This is a genomic window from Seongchinamella unica, from assembly GCF_004354085.1.
Classification (GTDB): domain Bacteria; phylum Pseudomonadota; class Gammaproteobacteria; order Pseudomonadales; family Halieaceae; genus Halioglobus; species Halioglobus unicus.
The window spans coordinates 116716-130269 of record NZ_SMSE01000003.1; the positions used below are offsets into that span (position 1 = coordinate 116716).

Below are 13554 nucleotides of genomic sequence, written 5' to 3' on the forward strand. Positions count from 1 at the left end.
ATGTCAAAGCGAATCCCGGGCCTCTACAAGAGAGGCACCCAGGGCATCTGGCACATTGATAAATGCGTCAGGGGATATGGCCGACTTCGCGAGAGCACTGGCGCAAGCGAGCTCAAGGAGGCGGAAAGGTTCCTGATTCGACGGTTGGAAGAGCTGCGCAAGGCGACTGTCTACGGCATTCGTATCGAGCGTACTTTTCGGCAGGCGGCCACCCGGTTTCTGCTGGATTACCAGCATAAACGCAGTATTGGCCGCTATGCCCAGTCCCTGAAAATTCTGGACCCGCACATAGGCGATCTGCCTTTGCGGCGGGTGCACCAGGGCACGCTGGAGCCGTTTATACGGCATCGTCGGAAACAGGGTATGCGAGCCAACACCATCAACCGCGACCTGGCGGTGGTGCGGCGAATTCTGACTCTGGCCGCCCGCTTGTGGCGGGATGAGTCCGGTTTGACCTGGCTTGAAACCGCTCCCCTGCTGCAAATGCTTGAGTGTGACGATGCCCGCAAGCCATATCCCCTGTCGTGGGACGAGCAATCGAGGTTGTTTGCGCGGTTGCCGGGTCACCTGAGGGAAATGGCGTTGTTCAAGGTCAACACCGGAACGCGGGAGCAGGAAGTGGTGGGTTTGCGGTGGGAGTGGGAGATACCAATTCCCGAGCTGAAAACCAGCGTGTTTGTGGTCCCGGGTGGGGGCGTGAAGAATGGGAAGGATCGACTGGTGGTGATGAATGCCGAAGCACGTGCGGTGATCAATCGTCAGCGCGGTAGGAACCCGGAGCATGTGTTTACCTATGCCAAGAGTCGACCGGTGGATCGCATCAACACCAAAGCCTGGCGCCGGGCGCGGGAGGAGGCTGGCTTGCCGCAGGTGCGGGTCCATGATTTGAAGCATACCCTCGGTCGCCGGTTGCGGGCCAAGGGCGTGAGTCATGAAACCCGGCAGGTGCTCCTGGGCCACAAGAACGGCCAGATCACGACGCATTATTCGGCCGCTGAGATCGGGGAACTGATCGAGGCGGTGGAAAAAGTGAGCTGGTCCGGTACCTCGGCACCGACCCTGACCTTGATCAACAATGAAAACTCCCGCAAATCTCCCGCAATCGGGAGGAGGGAGAATCTCAGAGCGATTTGAGATTTTGTAAGCTTTTGATTTAAAAAGGAATAAGTGGTAGCTACGGGTGGACTTGAACCACCGACCCCAGCATTATGAATGCTGTGCTCTAACCAGCTGAGCTACGTAGCCACGTCATCAATGGGACAGGCTGTCCCGAAGAGGCGCGCATTTTCCGGAATTTGGGCAGGCAAGTCAAGCCTGTGGGCCCGCCGAAAAAGTAAATTATCCCCCACCAGCAACCGATGAGAGCCGACCTGTTTGATGTCGCTGCGAGGCCGGTGATGCAGCCGTGTAAACAGGCGCCTGAGCTGCCGCTGTCATCAACTATACTGTTGCAACCCGTAACTTGAATGGGAAATGCGTGTGAGCATCAGGAACCTCGTCCTGCTGGGCGTTGTCGCGATAGCGGCTTACTGGTACTACCAGAATCAATACCAGCTTTCCCGTGGCACCCCGCTGGAGCAGCAGTGGCAGCAAAACGCCGCGGCACTGGACAAATGCGTAAAGCAGGAAACCACCATGGCCGCAGCAGCCGGCATGGCCGGAGTATCCATGAGCCTGGAGGATGCCAGAGCCTACTGCGCCGGCGAATTGGGTCTTTACCCCGAAGACGGCCACTGGAAGAAGTACTGACCGCCAGCCGGTCAGTGTTCCAGTTGCCCCCAGTCACCCTGCCGGCTTTCCAGCCAGTCCCGCAACTGGGACGGCCGGTCCTCGCCGGATTCAAAACGCTTGAACACGGAACGGTGCATTGTGGCGCTGTCGGGGATCGTCCGGCGCTCCCTGCCCAGCACCTTCCAGTAACTCTTGTAGGAGCGGTGTTTGGCCGCGGAAACAGCCAGGGCTGACTTGCGCACCAGATGCGGCTCCAGCTGCAGGCCGGCATCCGTTGCCTGCCCCGCCAACCAGGCCAGCGGGATATCGCTGAGCAGCTTGCCCCGCTTGTCCGGCCCATAGCCGCCGCCGACGTCGGCGTGGACACCACTAAACCAGACCTGGCGTATATCCACCGCTTCCTTCTCGCCCCAGAGGGTGGGCGTGAAATCGGCGCGACGCTCGTCGATAGACACTGCGTGGCGTGCTACTTTCACGTTGCTGCCAATATCGCGGTCAAAAAACAGGTCGCGCTCATCCATGAAAGCAAGTACCCGGGTGGGAACCCCCAGGGCACCCACCGTGTCCCAGACGCCGATAAAATCCACCGTGCCGCGGCCGGGCCCATGGCTGTACTTGCGGCGCCAGTTGCTGGCTTCGCGGCTGCCGGGCTTCGCCTTGCTGTTTTTGTAAAATTCGAAGGCCTCCGGTATCCGCTCTGCGTTGCGGCGGGTCAGCACACCGCAATTGTTGAGCATGCCGCTGAGGCAGCGCACGGTGTAGGCACCACGGCTGAAGCCGAACAGAAAGATCTCGTCTCCCGGGTGGTAGTTCTGGACAATAAAACGATACCCGTCCTGGATGTTTTTCATGATGCCAAGCCCGCTCGCACCACCGCGAACGGGGGCATAGTAGCTCCCCACCCCCCAATCGTAGAACACCACCTGCTTGCGACCGTCGCTGGTCACGGGGCGGACTGCCCGGGCGACCCGCAGCACGTTGGTGGGGTGCTCATCCTCCGGATCGTTCCAGGTGCCGTCCGCACAGACGACGATACGCTTGTTTTGGGCCTTCATAATCAACCTCCCTGTTGCAACAATATGCGCGAGTACAGCGATGCATCCACATTGCCGCCGCTGAGCACTACCCCCACCCTAGATCCGCGATTACGCTCCCGCTGCTGATACAACGCGGCCAGCGCCGCGGCACCGGCGCCTTCCGCCACGTTGTGGGTATCGCTGAACAGCCAGGTCATGGCCTGGCTGATTTGTGCGTCGCTGACGGCGACGATCTCATCGACATTGCCCTGCATCAGCGCCAGTGCCTGGGGGTCGGGCACACGCACCGCCAGGCCGTCCGCAAAGGTGTCCGCCGTGTCGGTACTGATGCATTTGCCCGCGGCCAGCGAGCGCTGGTAACAGGGTGCCCCGGTGGCCACAACGCCCACTATCTGTACATCCAGGCCCAGGGCGTTGCGGGCACTGATCATCCCGCAGATGCCCGAACCCAGGCCAATCGGAACATAAACCCGCTGCAGCCCCGGCTGGGCGCGGAAAAACTCCAGTGCATAACTCGCCACCCCCGCCACCAGGTCGCTGTGAAAGGACGGCATGCGATGCAGGCCGCGCGTCGCTGCCAGCGCTGCCGCATGCTCCACCGACGCATTGAAATCCCGGCCATGAACGATCAGTTCACCGCCCAGGGCTGCCATGGCGCGATTCTTGTCGCTGCTGTTCCCCTCCGGCACCACGATAATGGCCGGTAAGTCATTGAGTCCTGCGGCCAGGGCAACGCTCTGCCCGTGATTCCCCCGGGTGGCGGTCACCACCCCCGGGCAATCCGGTTCGCGCTGCAGCAGCCGCTGCATATAGACCAGGCCGCCGCGCACCTTGAAGGCACCGGTCAGATTGTGATTCTCGTGTTTTACCCAGACCTCACAGCCACAGCGCTCACTGAGCAGCGGCCAGTTGATCTGCGGTGTTGGCAGCACCTGCCGGTAGACGATCTCGGCCGCGCACTGCAAATCCTCCAGCGACAGCGACAGCATGTCAGTCGCCAGCTGACGCCTGCTCCGCGAGCCGCTGGTAGTTTTTGCACGCTGGCGTCTGCAGTTTCTGTTCGTCCTCGAAGTCCTGGCAGCTGAGCCCGGCCATGCTGCGCATGCAATCGACCGAGGGTTGGTACAACTCGTGACCTTGAGGGACTTCACGCACCCCGGCGCGCATGGTTTCGCACATGTTTTTCAGCATGGGCTCCATCATCTGCCGCACTTCGGGCGTCAGGTCCGCCTCGGCGATATGGGCCATGGAACAGGCCTTCACTTTCTCACAGAGCTCGGTTGCCGCGTCCTCGATTTCACTGGCGGCTGCCGCCGGCACCAAAGCTCCCAGGCAGAACGGTAGAACTGGCAAAAACTTCAACATGGTCATCTCCCGGTTGGTCGCCACGTTCGGCGATAAACTATGCAGTTACAGGCAGTCAGAACAGGCCCTCGATTTGCCCCTGTTCATTCACGTAGATGTTATTGGCAGCAGGCACTCGGGGTAAACCCGGCATTCTCATGATATCGCCACAAATCACCACAAGAAACTCCGCTCCCGCCGCCAGCTTCAGTTCCCGCACTTTCACCGAATGGTTAACTGGCGCCCCCATCAGCTGCGGATCGGTCGAGAAACTGTAGGGGGTCTTGGCCATGCACACGGGGAAGTGGCCATAACCCTCCGCCTCGAACTGGCGGAACTGGTCACGGATCTTCTTGTCCGCCTGCAGGTCATCGGCGCCATAGATTTCACGCGCCACAGTTCGAGCCTTGTTCCACAGGCTCATTTCATCGTCATACAGGGGATGGAACTGGGCCCTGCCGGTGTCAGCAATGGCCGCCACCGTATCCGCCAGTGCGCTTGCCCCGGCGCCGCCATCGGCCCAGCTGGTGCAGACATGGGCCTCCAGCCCCCGGGCTGCAACGTAGTCTTTGACCAGCTGGATTTCCGCGTCCGTATCGCTGACGAAATGGTTGATGGCAACAGTTACCGGCACACCAAAGCGACCCACGTTGCGAATATGTCGCCCCAGGTTTTCCAGGCCTTTGCTCACAGCCTCACCGTTCTCCCGGGTCAACTCCTCCTTCGCCACACCGCCATGCATTTTCAGGGCTCGCACCGTTACCACGATCACTGCAGCATCCGGGCGCAGGCCCGACTTGCGACACTTGATGTTGAAAAACTTTTCTGCCCCCAGGTCTGCGCCAAAGCCGGCCTCGGTCACCACGTAATCGGACAGCTTGAGCGCGGCGCGGGTGGCTATCAGGGAATTACAACCGTGGGCGATATTGGCAAAGGGGCCGCCGTGAATAAACGCCGGGGTATTTTCCAGGCTCTGCACCAGGTTTGGCGCCAGGGCATCCCGGAGCAGCGCGGTCATGGCCCCGGATGCACCGACCTGCTCCGCCGTCACCGGCTTTAACTCTCCGCGGGTCTGGCCGATGACAATGCGAGCCAGGCGCTGCTGCAGATCCTCCAGGTTTCTGGCCAGGCAGAATATGGCCATCACTTCTGATGCCACGGTAATGTCAAAACTGCTCTGCATCGGGAAGCCGTTGGCGGGACCGCCACAGCCCGTGACAATTTCCCGCAGCTGGCGATCATTCATGTCGACCACCCGTGGCCAGCTGATGCGACGCAGGTCGATGCGCAGTTCATTGCTCCAGTGAATGTAATTATCGATCATTGCCGAGAGCAGGTTGTGGGCCGCGCCTATCGCGTGCATATCACCGGTAAAATGCAGGTTGATATCTTCCATTGGCACCACCTGGGCGTAGCCTCCACCGGCGGCACCCCCTTTCATGCCGAAGCAGGGTCCCAGGCTGGGTTCACGCAAACACAGTGATGCATTCCTGCCACTGCGCCTGAGCGCATCGGCCAGGCCGATACTGGTGGTGGTCTTGCCCTCCCCTGCGGGTGTCGGGCTGGTAGCGGTGACCAGAATCAGTTTCCCGTCGGCCCTGTCCTGGAGACCCTGCAGGTAGTCCAGGCTGACCTTCGCCTTGGTGTGACCGTAGGGCACCAGATGCTCCACCGGAATGCCCAGTTCCCCGGCGATTTCGGCAATTGGCTGCATACGCGCCTCACGGGCGATTTCGATATCGGATTTCATGAGATTCCCCGGTTGTTATTGTCGACTTGAGTGATTGTGAATTTTTTCACAGTTCACGCCTGGTCCATTGACCGCGATCAAGTACAGGCGCAGTATAGACCGGTGCCTGTGCGCACGAGCTGAATTTTATTTTTTGGGCGAAGACAATCGCCGTTAATGCAAGAGCAAAACTGATGACCACCTTTCAACAGACATCGATCAGCAAGCGAGACGGTATGTATACCGTGGCGCCTGTCTGTCTGTGGACAGCAGGGGTGGTTTGAGGAAGCATTTTAAGTAATCAATAGTTAAAAAAAGGCCTCCGAGAACCCAGATTCCGGAGGCCTTTTTTTATTTTCCATCGAAAAATCGTTTCCGGTCCGGGTTCTCACGGCGTAGGGGTGAGTACCGTGAAAAGGTCACTGGAAAATAACATCAAGGCAATTTACCTGCTGGGATTCTTCACCGGCTTCATGGTGGTGGTGCCCGTTTTCGTGCCGCTGCTGCAGGGCTACGGCCTGTCCATGAGCGAGGTGATGCAGACCCAGGCGCTATTCGCGCTGACCATCGCCCTGTGCGAGGTGCCCTCCGGCTATATCGCCGACCTGTGGGGCAGGCGCAACGCCATACTGGTGGGTTCCGGCCTGAACGCGCTGGGCTTCTTCTCACTGCTCTGGGCTGACAGCTTTGTCGATTTCCTGATTTACGAGTTTATTCTCGGGATCGGCTTCAGCCTGATTTCCGGCGCCGACCTGGCACTGCTGTACGACACCGAAGTCTACCTGCAGGAGCGGGGTCTGCGCGGGGGTGCCGGCGCCAGCAAGTCCCTCAGCCGGCTGATCGCCGTAGAAGCGGCGGCCTCGGGCGCCGCCGGTATCGCCGCCAGCCTGTTGCTCTTATGGTCGATGGACAGCGTGGTGATGCTACAGGCCTTCACCGGCTTTGCACCGCTGTTACTGGCCGTACTGCTGGTTGAAGCGCCTCGCCCACCGGGTGCCGGCGATGCAGCTGACGGCCACGGGGAAAACGCCCGCAGGATCGTCGATTTGCTGCTGTTCGGCAAACCGGTGGTGTTCTGGACCGCATTCGCCATCGCGGTATTCGGTCTGCTGGCTGTGTACGTGTTCTGGATCTACCAGAAGTACTGGGAGATGCAGGGTATCCCCCTGGCCTCCTTCGGCTACATCTGGGCGGCGTTTGCCCTCACTGTCAGCCTGTCGGCCCGCTACAGCGAGTCGCTGGAACGCCTGCTGGGCTATCGCCAGGTACTGGTGCTGATCGCGGTGCTGCCCATTGCCGGACTGCTGGGCATGGCCTTCGCTGCCGGCTGGCTGGGGGTGATCTTCGGCTTTGCCATACAGGTCTCTCGCGGGCTTTCCATGAGCCTGTTTTACGAGGCCCTCAATCGGCGTGTGCCCGGTGAATTCCGCGCCACCGTCAATTCGCTGGTAAGCCTGGGTGTGCGTTCCACGTTTATTGTCACCGGCCCATTGCTGGGAATGGCGCTGGACAGCCATGGCGTGCAGCCGACCCTGCTGGGACTGGCTGCGATCTTCGCTCCGTTGATGGGCCTGGTACTGGTGCCACTGGTGCTGAAGATCCGTCGGGAGCAGGCCGAGACTTCGCCGCAAGCGTCGGCCCCGTCTGCCGCCGTCCTGTAAGGGGCGGCGGCGTCTTCAAGCTTCCGGGTCAACATCATGACAACGTTGTCATCGCTTCCATAACGCGCTAGGATAGTGGCAACAATGGCACACCCCGGCACCGCGGACAAGGACTGAACAAGCTGATGAATGCGACTATCAAGGATGTGGCGAAGCTGGCCGGCGTATCCTTCAAAACCGTATCTCGGGTGATTAACCGCGAACCCTCGGTGGGTGAGGACTTGCAGGCCAGGGTGTGGGCCGCAATCGAGGAACTGAACTACCAACCCAACCTGTCAGCCCGCCAGCTGCGCGGCGCCGCAAGTTTTATCGCGTTTATCTACGACAACCCCAACAGTCATTACGTGATCGAAATGCAGCACGGCATACTCGAGGAGTGCAAGCGCCAGGGTTTTGAGCTGCTCATCCACCCCACCGACTCCACCGATCCCCACTACGTTGACGAGCTGCGGCAACTGGTCAGTAACGGCCATGTCGCGGGGCTGGTCCTCACCCCGCCTTTCTCTGAGTCCGAGGTGCTGATCGAAGCACTCCAGTCCCGGGGCATGGGACACGTCCGGATTCTTTCCGGCGGCGGCGACAACGAAAGCCACGGGCCCTGTGTATTGATCGACGACTATCATGCCGCCTACGACATCACTCGCTATCTGGTAGAACTTGGCCACCGGGACATTGCCTTCCTCGGGGGCCACGAGGAACATGACTCCTCCAGCGAAAAGCGCCTTGAAGGTTACCTCGCCGCGCTGGACGACGCCGGCCTGCCGCGTCGGGATGAATTGGTCCTGCCCGGCTCCTACAACTTCGACTCCGGTTCCGAGCGGACGTCCCGCCTGCTGGCTCTGGAGCCGGCCCCGACTGCAATCTTTGCCTGTAACGACGAGATCGCCGCCGGTGCCCTGTTCGCCGCGCGCATCAAGCAGGTCGCGGTGCCGCAACAACTCTCTATCGTGGGGTTTGAGGACAGCCCTTTCTCCAGGCAAACCTGGCCCAAGCTGACCACTGCCCATCAGCCCAACAGCGACATTGCCGCGGCCGCGGCGCGTATCCTGATCGAGGGCATTCGCTCCGCCCGGCAAGGCAATGATGAGCCGACAACCGCCAGCCTCGAGTTCAAACCAGAGTTGGTGATAAGGGACTCCACATGTCCGGCACCGCTTTGATCTCCGCCGTTTACAGCCACCGCTTATTTGACGGTGACCAATGGCTCCGCGATCACGCCCTGCTTATCGACGGGGAACAGATCGTCGCCATTCTGCCGCAGGCGGAGGTTCCCGTCGACATCCATTCGCTTGACCTTGGAGGCCTCACCCTCGCCCCCGGGCTAATCGACATTCAGGTCAATGGCGGCGGGGGCATCATGTTTAACAACGCGCCCAGCGCCAGCGGTGTCGCCACCATCGCCAGCGCACATCGTGACTACGGCACGACCGGCATCATACCCACGCTCATCAGCGACACGCCCGACGTCCAGCGCAAGGCCGCGGCAGCCATCGCCGAAATCCGGGCAGCGGGCGTGGCCGGGGTACTCGGGCTGCACCTGGAAGGACCTCATTTTGAGCCGGCGCGCCGGGGAACCCACAAGGCGGCGATGATTCGGCCGCCGGCAGACAGTGACCTTGCCTGGCTGGCCAGCCTGCGGGACTTCCCGACTATCGTCACCCTGGCGCCTGAGCACGTCGACCCGGGCATCGTGCGCCAGTTGAACGAGGCGGGCCTGCTGGTATGCGCCGGTCACACCAACGCCAGCTACCAGCAGATCTGTGCCGCCCTCGATGAAGGCCTGCGGGGCTTTACCCACCTGTTCAACGCCATGAGTCCCCTGCAGGGTCGCGAGCCAGGAACCGTCGGCGCCGCGCTGGACAGCGCAGACAGTTGGGCAGGCATCATCGCCGACGGCCACCATGTTCATCCCGCCGCCATTCGCCTGGCCCACCGCGCCAAGGAACCCGGCAAACTGATACTGGTCAGCGATGCCATGTCCACGGTGGGCGGCCCTGACAGCGTCGAAATCTATGGTGAGCGAATCAGAGTCGAAGATGGCCGTCTTATCAATGCAGAGGGCAAGCTCGCCGGCAGCGCCATTGCCTTAATCGATGCCGTACGTATTGCCCACCAGCAGGCCGGCCTCCCGCTGGAGGAATGTCTGCGAATGGCGTCCCGCTACCCCGCTGAATTTCTTGGCCTGGAAGCGCAACTGGGACGTCTGGCAGTGGGCTATCGCGCCGACCTCTTTGCCTTCGACGACAACTACCGGGTTGGCCACACCTGGGTTGCAGGCGAGCACCAGAGCCATGCCGGCGCGTAGGTGTTTCCCCACCCGATCCAGTTTGGCTCTCACTAAGGAACCAGCATGAAAGTAGTCATCCTCGACGATGCGGCCAACGTCGCGAAATACGGCGCCGGGATTTTCCTTGATCAACTGGCAAAGAAACCCGACTCCGTATTTGGCCTGGCCACCGGCTCCACACCCCTGAGCCTTTACCGGGAGCTGATCGACAGCAATCACCGGGGCGAGGTCAGTTTTGCCGGGGTTAAAACCTTTAACCTCGATGAGTACATGGACCTTGCTCCGGAACACCCCCAGAGCTACCGTCATTTCATGAACCGGGAATTCTTCGACCACATCGACATCAATCCGGATAACACCAGAGTGCCGCCGGGAGATGCCGCCAACCCGCTGGTCGCCTGCCGGGAGTACGAGGCCGCCATCCGGGACGCTGGCGGCATCGACATTCAGTTACTCGGCATCGGTCGCAATGGCCACATTGGTTTTAACGAACCCACCTCCTGCCTGAGTTCACGGACCCGGGTAAAGACTCTCACCCGGGAGACCATCGAGGACAATGCGCGTTTTTTCCGTGAGGGCGAGTTCCAGCCCCAGCTCTCCATCACCATGGGCATAGGTACTATCATGGAAGCACGGCTGGTGGTATTACTGGCGACCGGGCGCAGCAAGGCAAAGGCCATCCGGGCCATGGTCGAGGGGCCGGTATCCGCCTGGTGCCCCGCTTCCGCCCTGCAAATGCACCCGGCCACCGTGGTGATTGTCGATGAAGACGCCGCCAGCGAACTCACCGATCCGGCATTCTTCAAGCACATCGAGGCCCAGAACCAGGCCCTGCTGGCCCGACTGCAGGGTCAGGCCTGATCTACCCCCGCCCCGGCGGACATGGCCAGTTGCACCGCCCCCACATCGGCCCCGGCCCTGGGCTCCACCATACGGTCGCGAACATCCGCCGCCATCCAGGGCAATATGCGCGGGGCAAGGCCACCAAGCATGGACAGCGCCGGGACCCCTGCGGCCAGTAATTTTCGCGCCAGTCGGGTGAGATAGTCCGCACCGTCCTTTACGATGGCAACGGCGACTGCATCCCCGGCGTCGGCACACTCCAGTACCAGGGGCGCCAGCGCGCCGTATTCCCTGGACCTGGCCCCGGCCATGCTGTCCACCAGGCCCAGGCCTGTGGTTCCCAGCTGGGCTTCAACTGCATCGAGTAGCCGGGTTTCGGGGCCCAGCCGATCGACCGCCAGCAAGGCGCTTTGCAGGGCGCGCAAGCCGAGCCAGGCACCGCTGCCATTGTCACCGACGGGAAAACCATGGCCGCCGAAGCTGCGTCCCCTGCCGCCAGCGTAGCTGTAGCCCACAGAGCCTGTCCCGGCAACGATAATGCCGCCGTCGGCGCCGCCGTGCGCACCGAGACAGGCGATGTGAATATCTGTTTCCAGGTGCAGAGCGGCAAAGGGGTGTTGCCACTGGCGCATCTCCCCGGCGACCCGCGGAATATTGACGCCTGCCAGCCCTGCCCCCACCCGTAATTGCCCCAACAGCCCCGGCGACAAGCCGGCGGTGGCCAGGGCCTGCCGCGCCGATGCCACCATGGATTCCCGAGCCCCCGCCTGGTTCTGGAAGGCGTTTGCCGGTCCGGCGACGGCCTCGGCGAGCAACTCACCCCGGGCATCCACCAGCCGTGCCTTGCACTTGCTGCCGCCACCATCGATACCCAGGAAAAGGGAGCCGTCGACAGCGGCTGATTGCAGCCTGCCGCCCTCTTGTTCAGTAGATGCACTCTCTCGCATTGCAATTTCCCGGTATCTATGACAACGTTGTCAAACGAACAATACGAGAGCATGTCAACGTTGTCAATTCAGAAACCCGAGGTCCTCAGGCTGCGCCTGTCCTATGCCGAAGACAAGCAGCAAAGCCGGCTGGAGCTGCACCTGGAAAACACCCTGGACATTGAATTGCGCCAGTGGTGCCTGCATCTCGACCTGCAGCGGGATGTGTGTGCCGGGACCGCGACGGCCATGACCCGCACGGGAAGCCACCTGCGCCTGTCTCCCGTCACCCCCTGTCCATTGCTCCCGGGGGACGACTGCCGGTTGCAGCTCACAGGCGCTCCCCGCTTGCTGCAGAGACTTAGCGATCTGCCAGGCGGCTGCTATCTGAGCACCGCAGAGGATGTCTACGAGGTGCAGCTGCAAGCGCACCACCTGCCGCTGTCCCGGCCAGAAAATCCACCAAACCCGGATGGCAGCCGCGAGCAGCCGGCCCGATCCGGTCTCCTGCCGGCGGCCCGCTACGTGACAGCCACCGACGGCTGGCGCCCCTGGCCTGTTGCGCCGGGTATTTCCGCCGCTGCCGCGGCCCTGCCCGCCCTCGACTGGCTGCAATCCATGCTCGGCTGTCACTGGCAGTCCCCGGACAACGGCGAACAGGCGGAGCTGGTGTGTGCGGTAGATGCCACACTGGCCGAAGAGGCCTACCGGCTGGATATCAACGGCGACCGGATTCTGCTCGAGGCGGCCACCGCGGCCGGCTTCTGTCGCGGCGCTGCCAGCCTGCTGCAGCTGAGGGAAGGGCAAAGCGGCGAGTACCTGCTGCCCTGCCTGCGAGTGGAGGACCAGCCGCACTACCGTTATCGCGCGCTGATGCTGGACTGCGCTCGCCACTTCCACGACCTGGACACCCTGTTCGACCTGCTGGACTGGATGGCGCTATACAAACTCAACCATTTTCACTGGCACCTGACCGACGACGAGGCCTGGCGCCTCGATATCAAGGCTTATCCGCAACTGCGGGAAATCGGTGCCTGGCGCGGTCACCGCGAAGTCCTGCCGCCGCAACTGGGCAGTGGCCCGGAGCGCTATGGTGGCTATTACAGCCACGCAGACGTCGCCCGGGTTGTGGACTATGCCGCCGCCCGGGGTATTACCGTGGTACCTGAGATCGACATACCGGGTCACTGCCGGGCCTGTATCGAGGCCCTGCCCGGGTTGTTGCGAGACCCCGATGACAGGTCTGCCTACTGCTCGGTGCAGTTTTTCGATGACAACGTGTTAAACCCGGGGCTATCCGGCACCTATGAATTTCTTGACGCCGTACTGGCGGAGGTCTGTGAACTCTTTCCCGGTCCGTATGTGCACCTGGGAGCCGATGAAGTCCCCGCCGGGGTGTGGCTGGGTTCCGACGCCTGTCGCCGGCTGATGCTTCGCGAAGGCTACCGGGATCCGCGGGACCTGCAGGGGCACCTGCTGGGTTACGCGCAACGTTTTCTGGCAGCACGGGGGCGCACCCTGGTGGGCTGGGAGGAAGCCGCGCAGGGTGACAAACTGGACAGGGGCACGCCGATATGCGCCTGGACCGGCGACGAGGCCGTGCGCCAACTGGTCGCGGCGGGCTACCCGGTGATCAGTTGTCCGGCGCCCCGTGCCTACCTGGATGTCGCCTGGAGTGACGATCCGGGCGAACCCGGCCTGCACTGGGCGGGGACCGCAGACCTCGAAGCCTGCTACCGGCAGTCGCCCTTCCCCGCCGACGTACCCAATGCAATGGGTGTGCAGGCGAACCTCTGGAGCGAACTGCTGCCCAGCCGGGAGCAACTTGAATACATGTTGTTTCCCAGGGTCCTGGCAACGGCCGAATGGGGCTGGAGCGGCCAGGGGGGCGATAACTGGCCTGAGTTTCGCGCTCGGGCAGAGCGCGCACTGGACTATCTGCGCAGCCGCGGGGTGAGGCCACGGCCACTGGACCCGGTCTGATCCGGGGAGTAGC

Annotated in this window: 12 protein-coding genes and 1 tRNA gene; 7 read left to right on the forward strand and 6 right to left on the reverse strand. The window is 61.9% G+C overall.

The genetic code is table 11. The features are described from left to right. On the forward strand, positions 1-1134 hold the full coding sequence (locus E2F43_RS12590) for a tyrosine-type recombinase/integrase (RefSeq protein ID WP_133213231.1): 1134 nt from the start codon (positions 1-3) through the stop codon (positions 1132-1134). A gap of 34 nt (positions 1135-1168) precedes the next feature. Here the strand turns inward: E2F43_RS12590 and E2F43_RS12595 are convergent. Continuing rightward, positions 1169-1245, reverse strand: a tRNA-Met gene (locus E2F43_RS12595). A 234-nt stretch (positions 1246-1479) separates the two neighbouring features. Here E2F43_RS12595 and E2F43_RS12600 point away from each other — a divergent pair. Then, a complete protein-coding gene (locus tag E2F43_RS12600; RefSeq protein WP_133213233.1) occupies positions 1480-1749 on the forward strand; it encodes a hypothetical protein in 270 nt (89 codons plus the stop codon). 11 nt (positions 1750-1760) lie between these two features. Here E2F43_RS12600 and E2F43_RS12605 read toward each other — a convergent pair whose 3' ends face one another. From E2F43_RS12605 to E2F43_RS12620, 4 genes are read right to left on the reverse strand one after another with little or no spacing between them, the layout of a single operon-like run. Beyond that, positions 1761-2786, reverse strand: a complete 1026-nt coding sequence (locus E2F43_RS12605) for a DUF2235 domain-containing protein (protein WP_133213235.1) — start codon at positions 2784-2786, stop codon at positions 1761-1763. A 2-nt stretch (positions 2787-2788) separates the two neighbouring features. Next, positions 2789-3757, reverse strand: coding sequence for a threonine dehydratase (locus E2F43_RS12610; protein WP_133213237.1), 969 nt, complete (start codon positions 3755-3757; stop codon positions 2789-2791). Between the two features lies 1 nt (position 3758). Further along, a complete protein-coding gene (locus tag E2F43_RS12615) occupies positions 3759-4133 on the reverse strand; it encodes a hypothetical protein (RefSeq protein ID WP_133213239.1) in 375 nt (124 codons plus the stop codon). A gap of 55 nt (positions 4134-4188) precedes the next feature. Beyond that, positions 4189-5862, reverse strand: a complete 1674-nt coding sequence (locus tag E2F43_RS12620; RefSeq protein WP_133213241.1) for a formate--tetrahydrofolate ligase — start codon at positions 5860-5862, stop codon at positions 4189-4191. A 389-nt stretch (positions 5863-6251) separates the two neighbouring features. Between E2F43_RS12620 and E2F43_RS12625 the strand changes: the two genes are divergently transcribed. From E2F43_RS12625 to nagB, 4 genes are all read left to right on the forward strand, one after another. Further along, entirely contained in the window at positions 6252-7502 is a 1251-nt protein-coding gene (locus E2F43_RS12625; protein ID WP_133213243.1) for an MFS transporter, read from the forward strand. 125 nt (positions 7503-7627) lie between these two features. Then, a complete protein-coding gene (locus tag E2F43_RS12630; protein WP_133213245.1) occupies positions 7628-8662 on the forward strand; it encodes a LacI family DNA-binding transcriptional regulator in 1035 nt (344 codons plus the stop codon). Further along, positions 8644-9807, forward strand: a complete 1164-nt coding sequence (gene nagA / locus E2F43_RS12635; RefSeq protein ID WP_238946904.1) for an N-acetylglucosamine-6-phosphate deacetylase — start codon at positions 8644-8646, stop codon at positions 9805-9807. The genes E2F43_RS12630 and nagA overlap by 19 nt, the downstream gene beginning before the upstream one ends. 45 nt (positions 9808-9852) lie before the next feature. Next, positions 9853-10650, forward strand: a complete 798-nt coding sequence (gene nagB / locus E2F43_RS12640) for a glucosamine-6-phosphate deaminase (protein WP_133213247.1) — start codon at positions 9853-9855, stop codon at positions 10648-10650. On the opposite strand, the gene E2F43_RS12645 is transcribed toward nagB, so the two are convergent. After that, positions 10641-11579, reverse strand: a complete 939-nt coding sequence (locus E2F43_RS12645; protein WP_133213249.1) for a glucosamine kinase nucleotide-binding domain-containing protein — start codon at positions 11577-11579, stop codon at positions 10641-10643. The two genes, nagB and E2F43_RS12645, sit on opposite strands and share 10 nt — an antisense overlap. A gap of 60 nt (positions 11580-11639) precedes the next feature. Between E2F43_RS12645 and E2F43_RS12650 the strand changes: the two genes are divergently transcribed. Further along, a complete protein-coding gene (locus E2F43_RS12650) occupies positions 11640-13541 on the forward strand; it encodes a beta-N-acetylhexosaminidase (protein WP_165954306.1) in 1902 nt (633 codons plus the stop codon). Positions 13542-13554 lie beyond the last annotated feature (13 nt).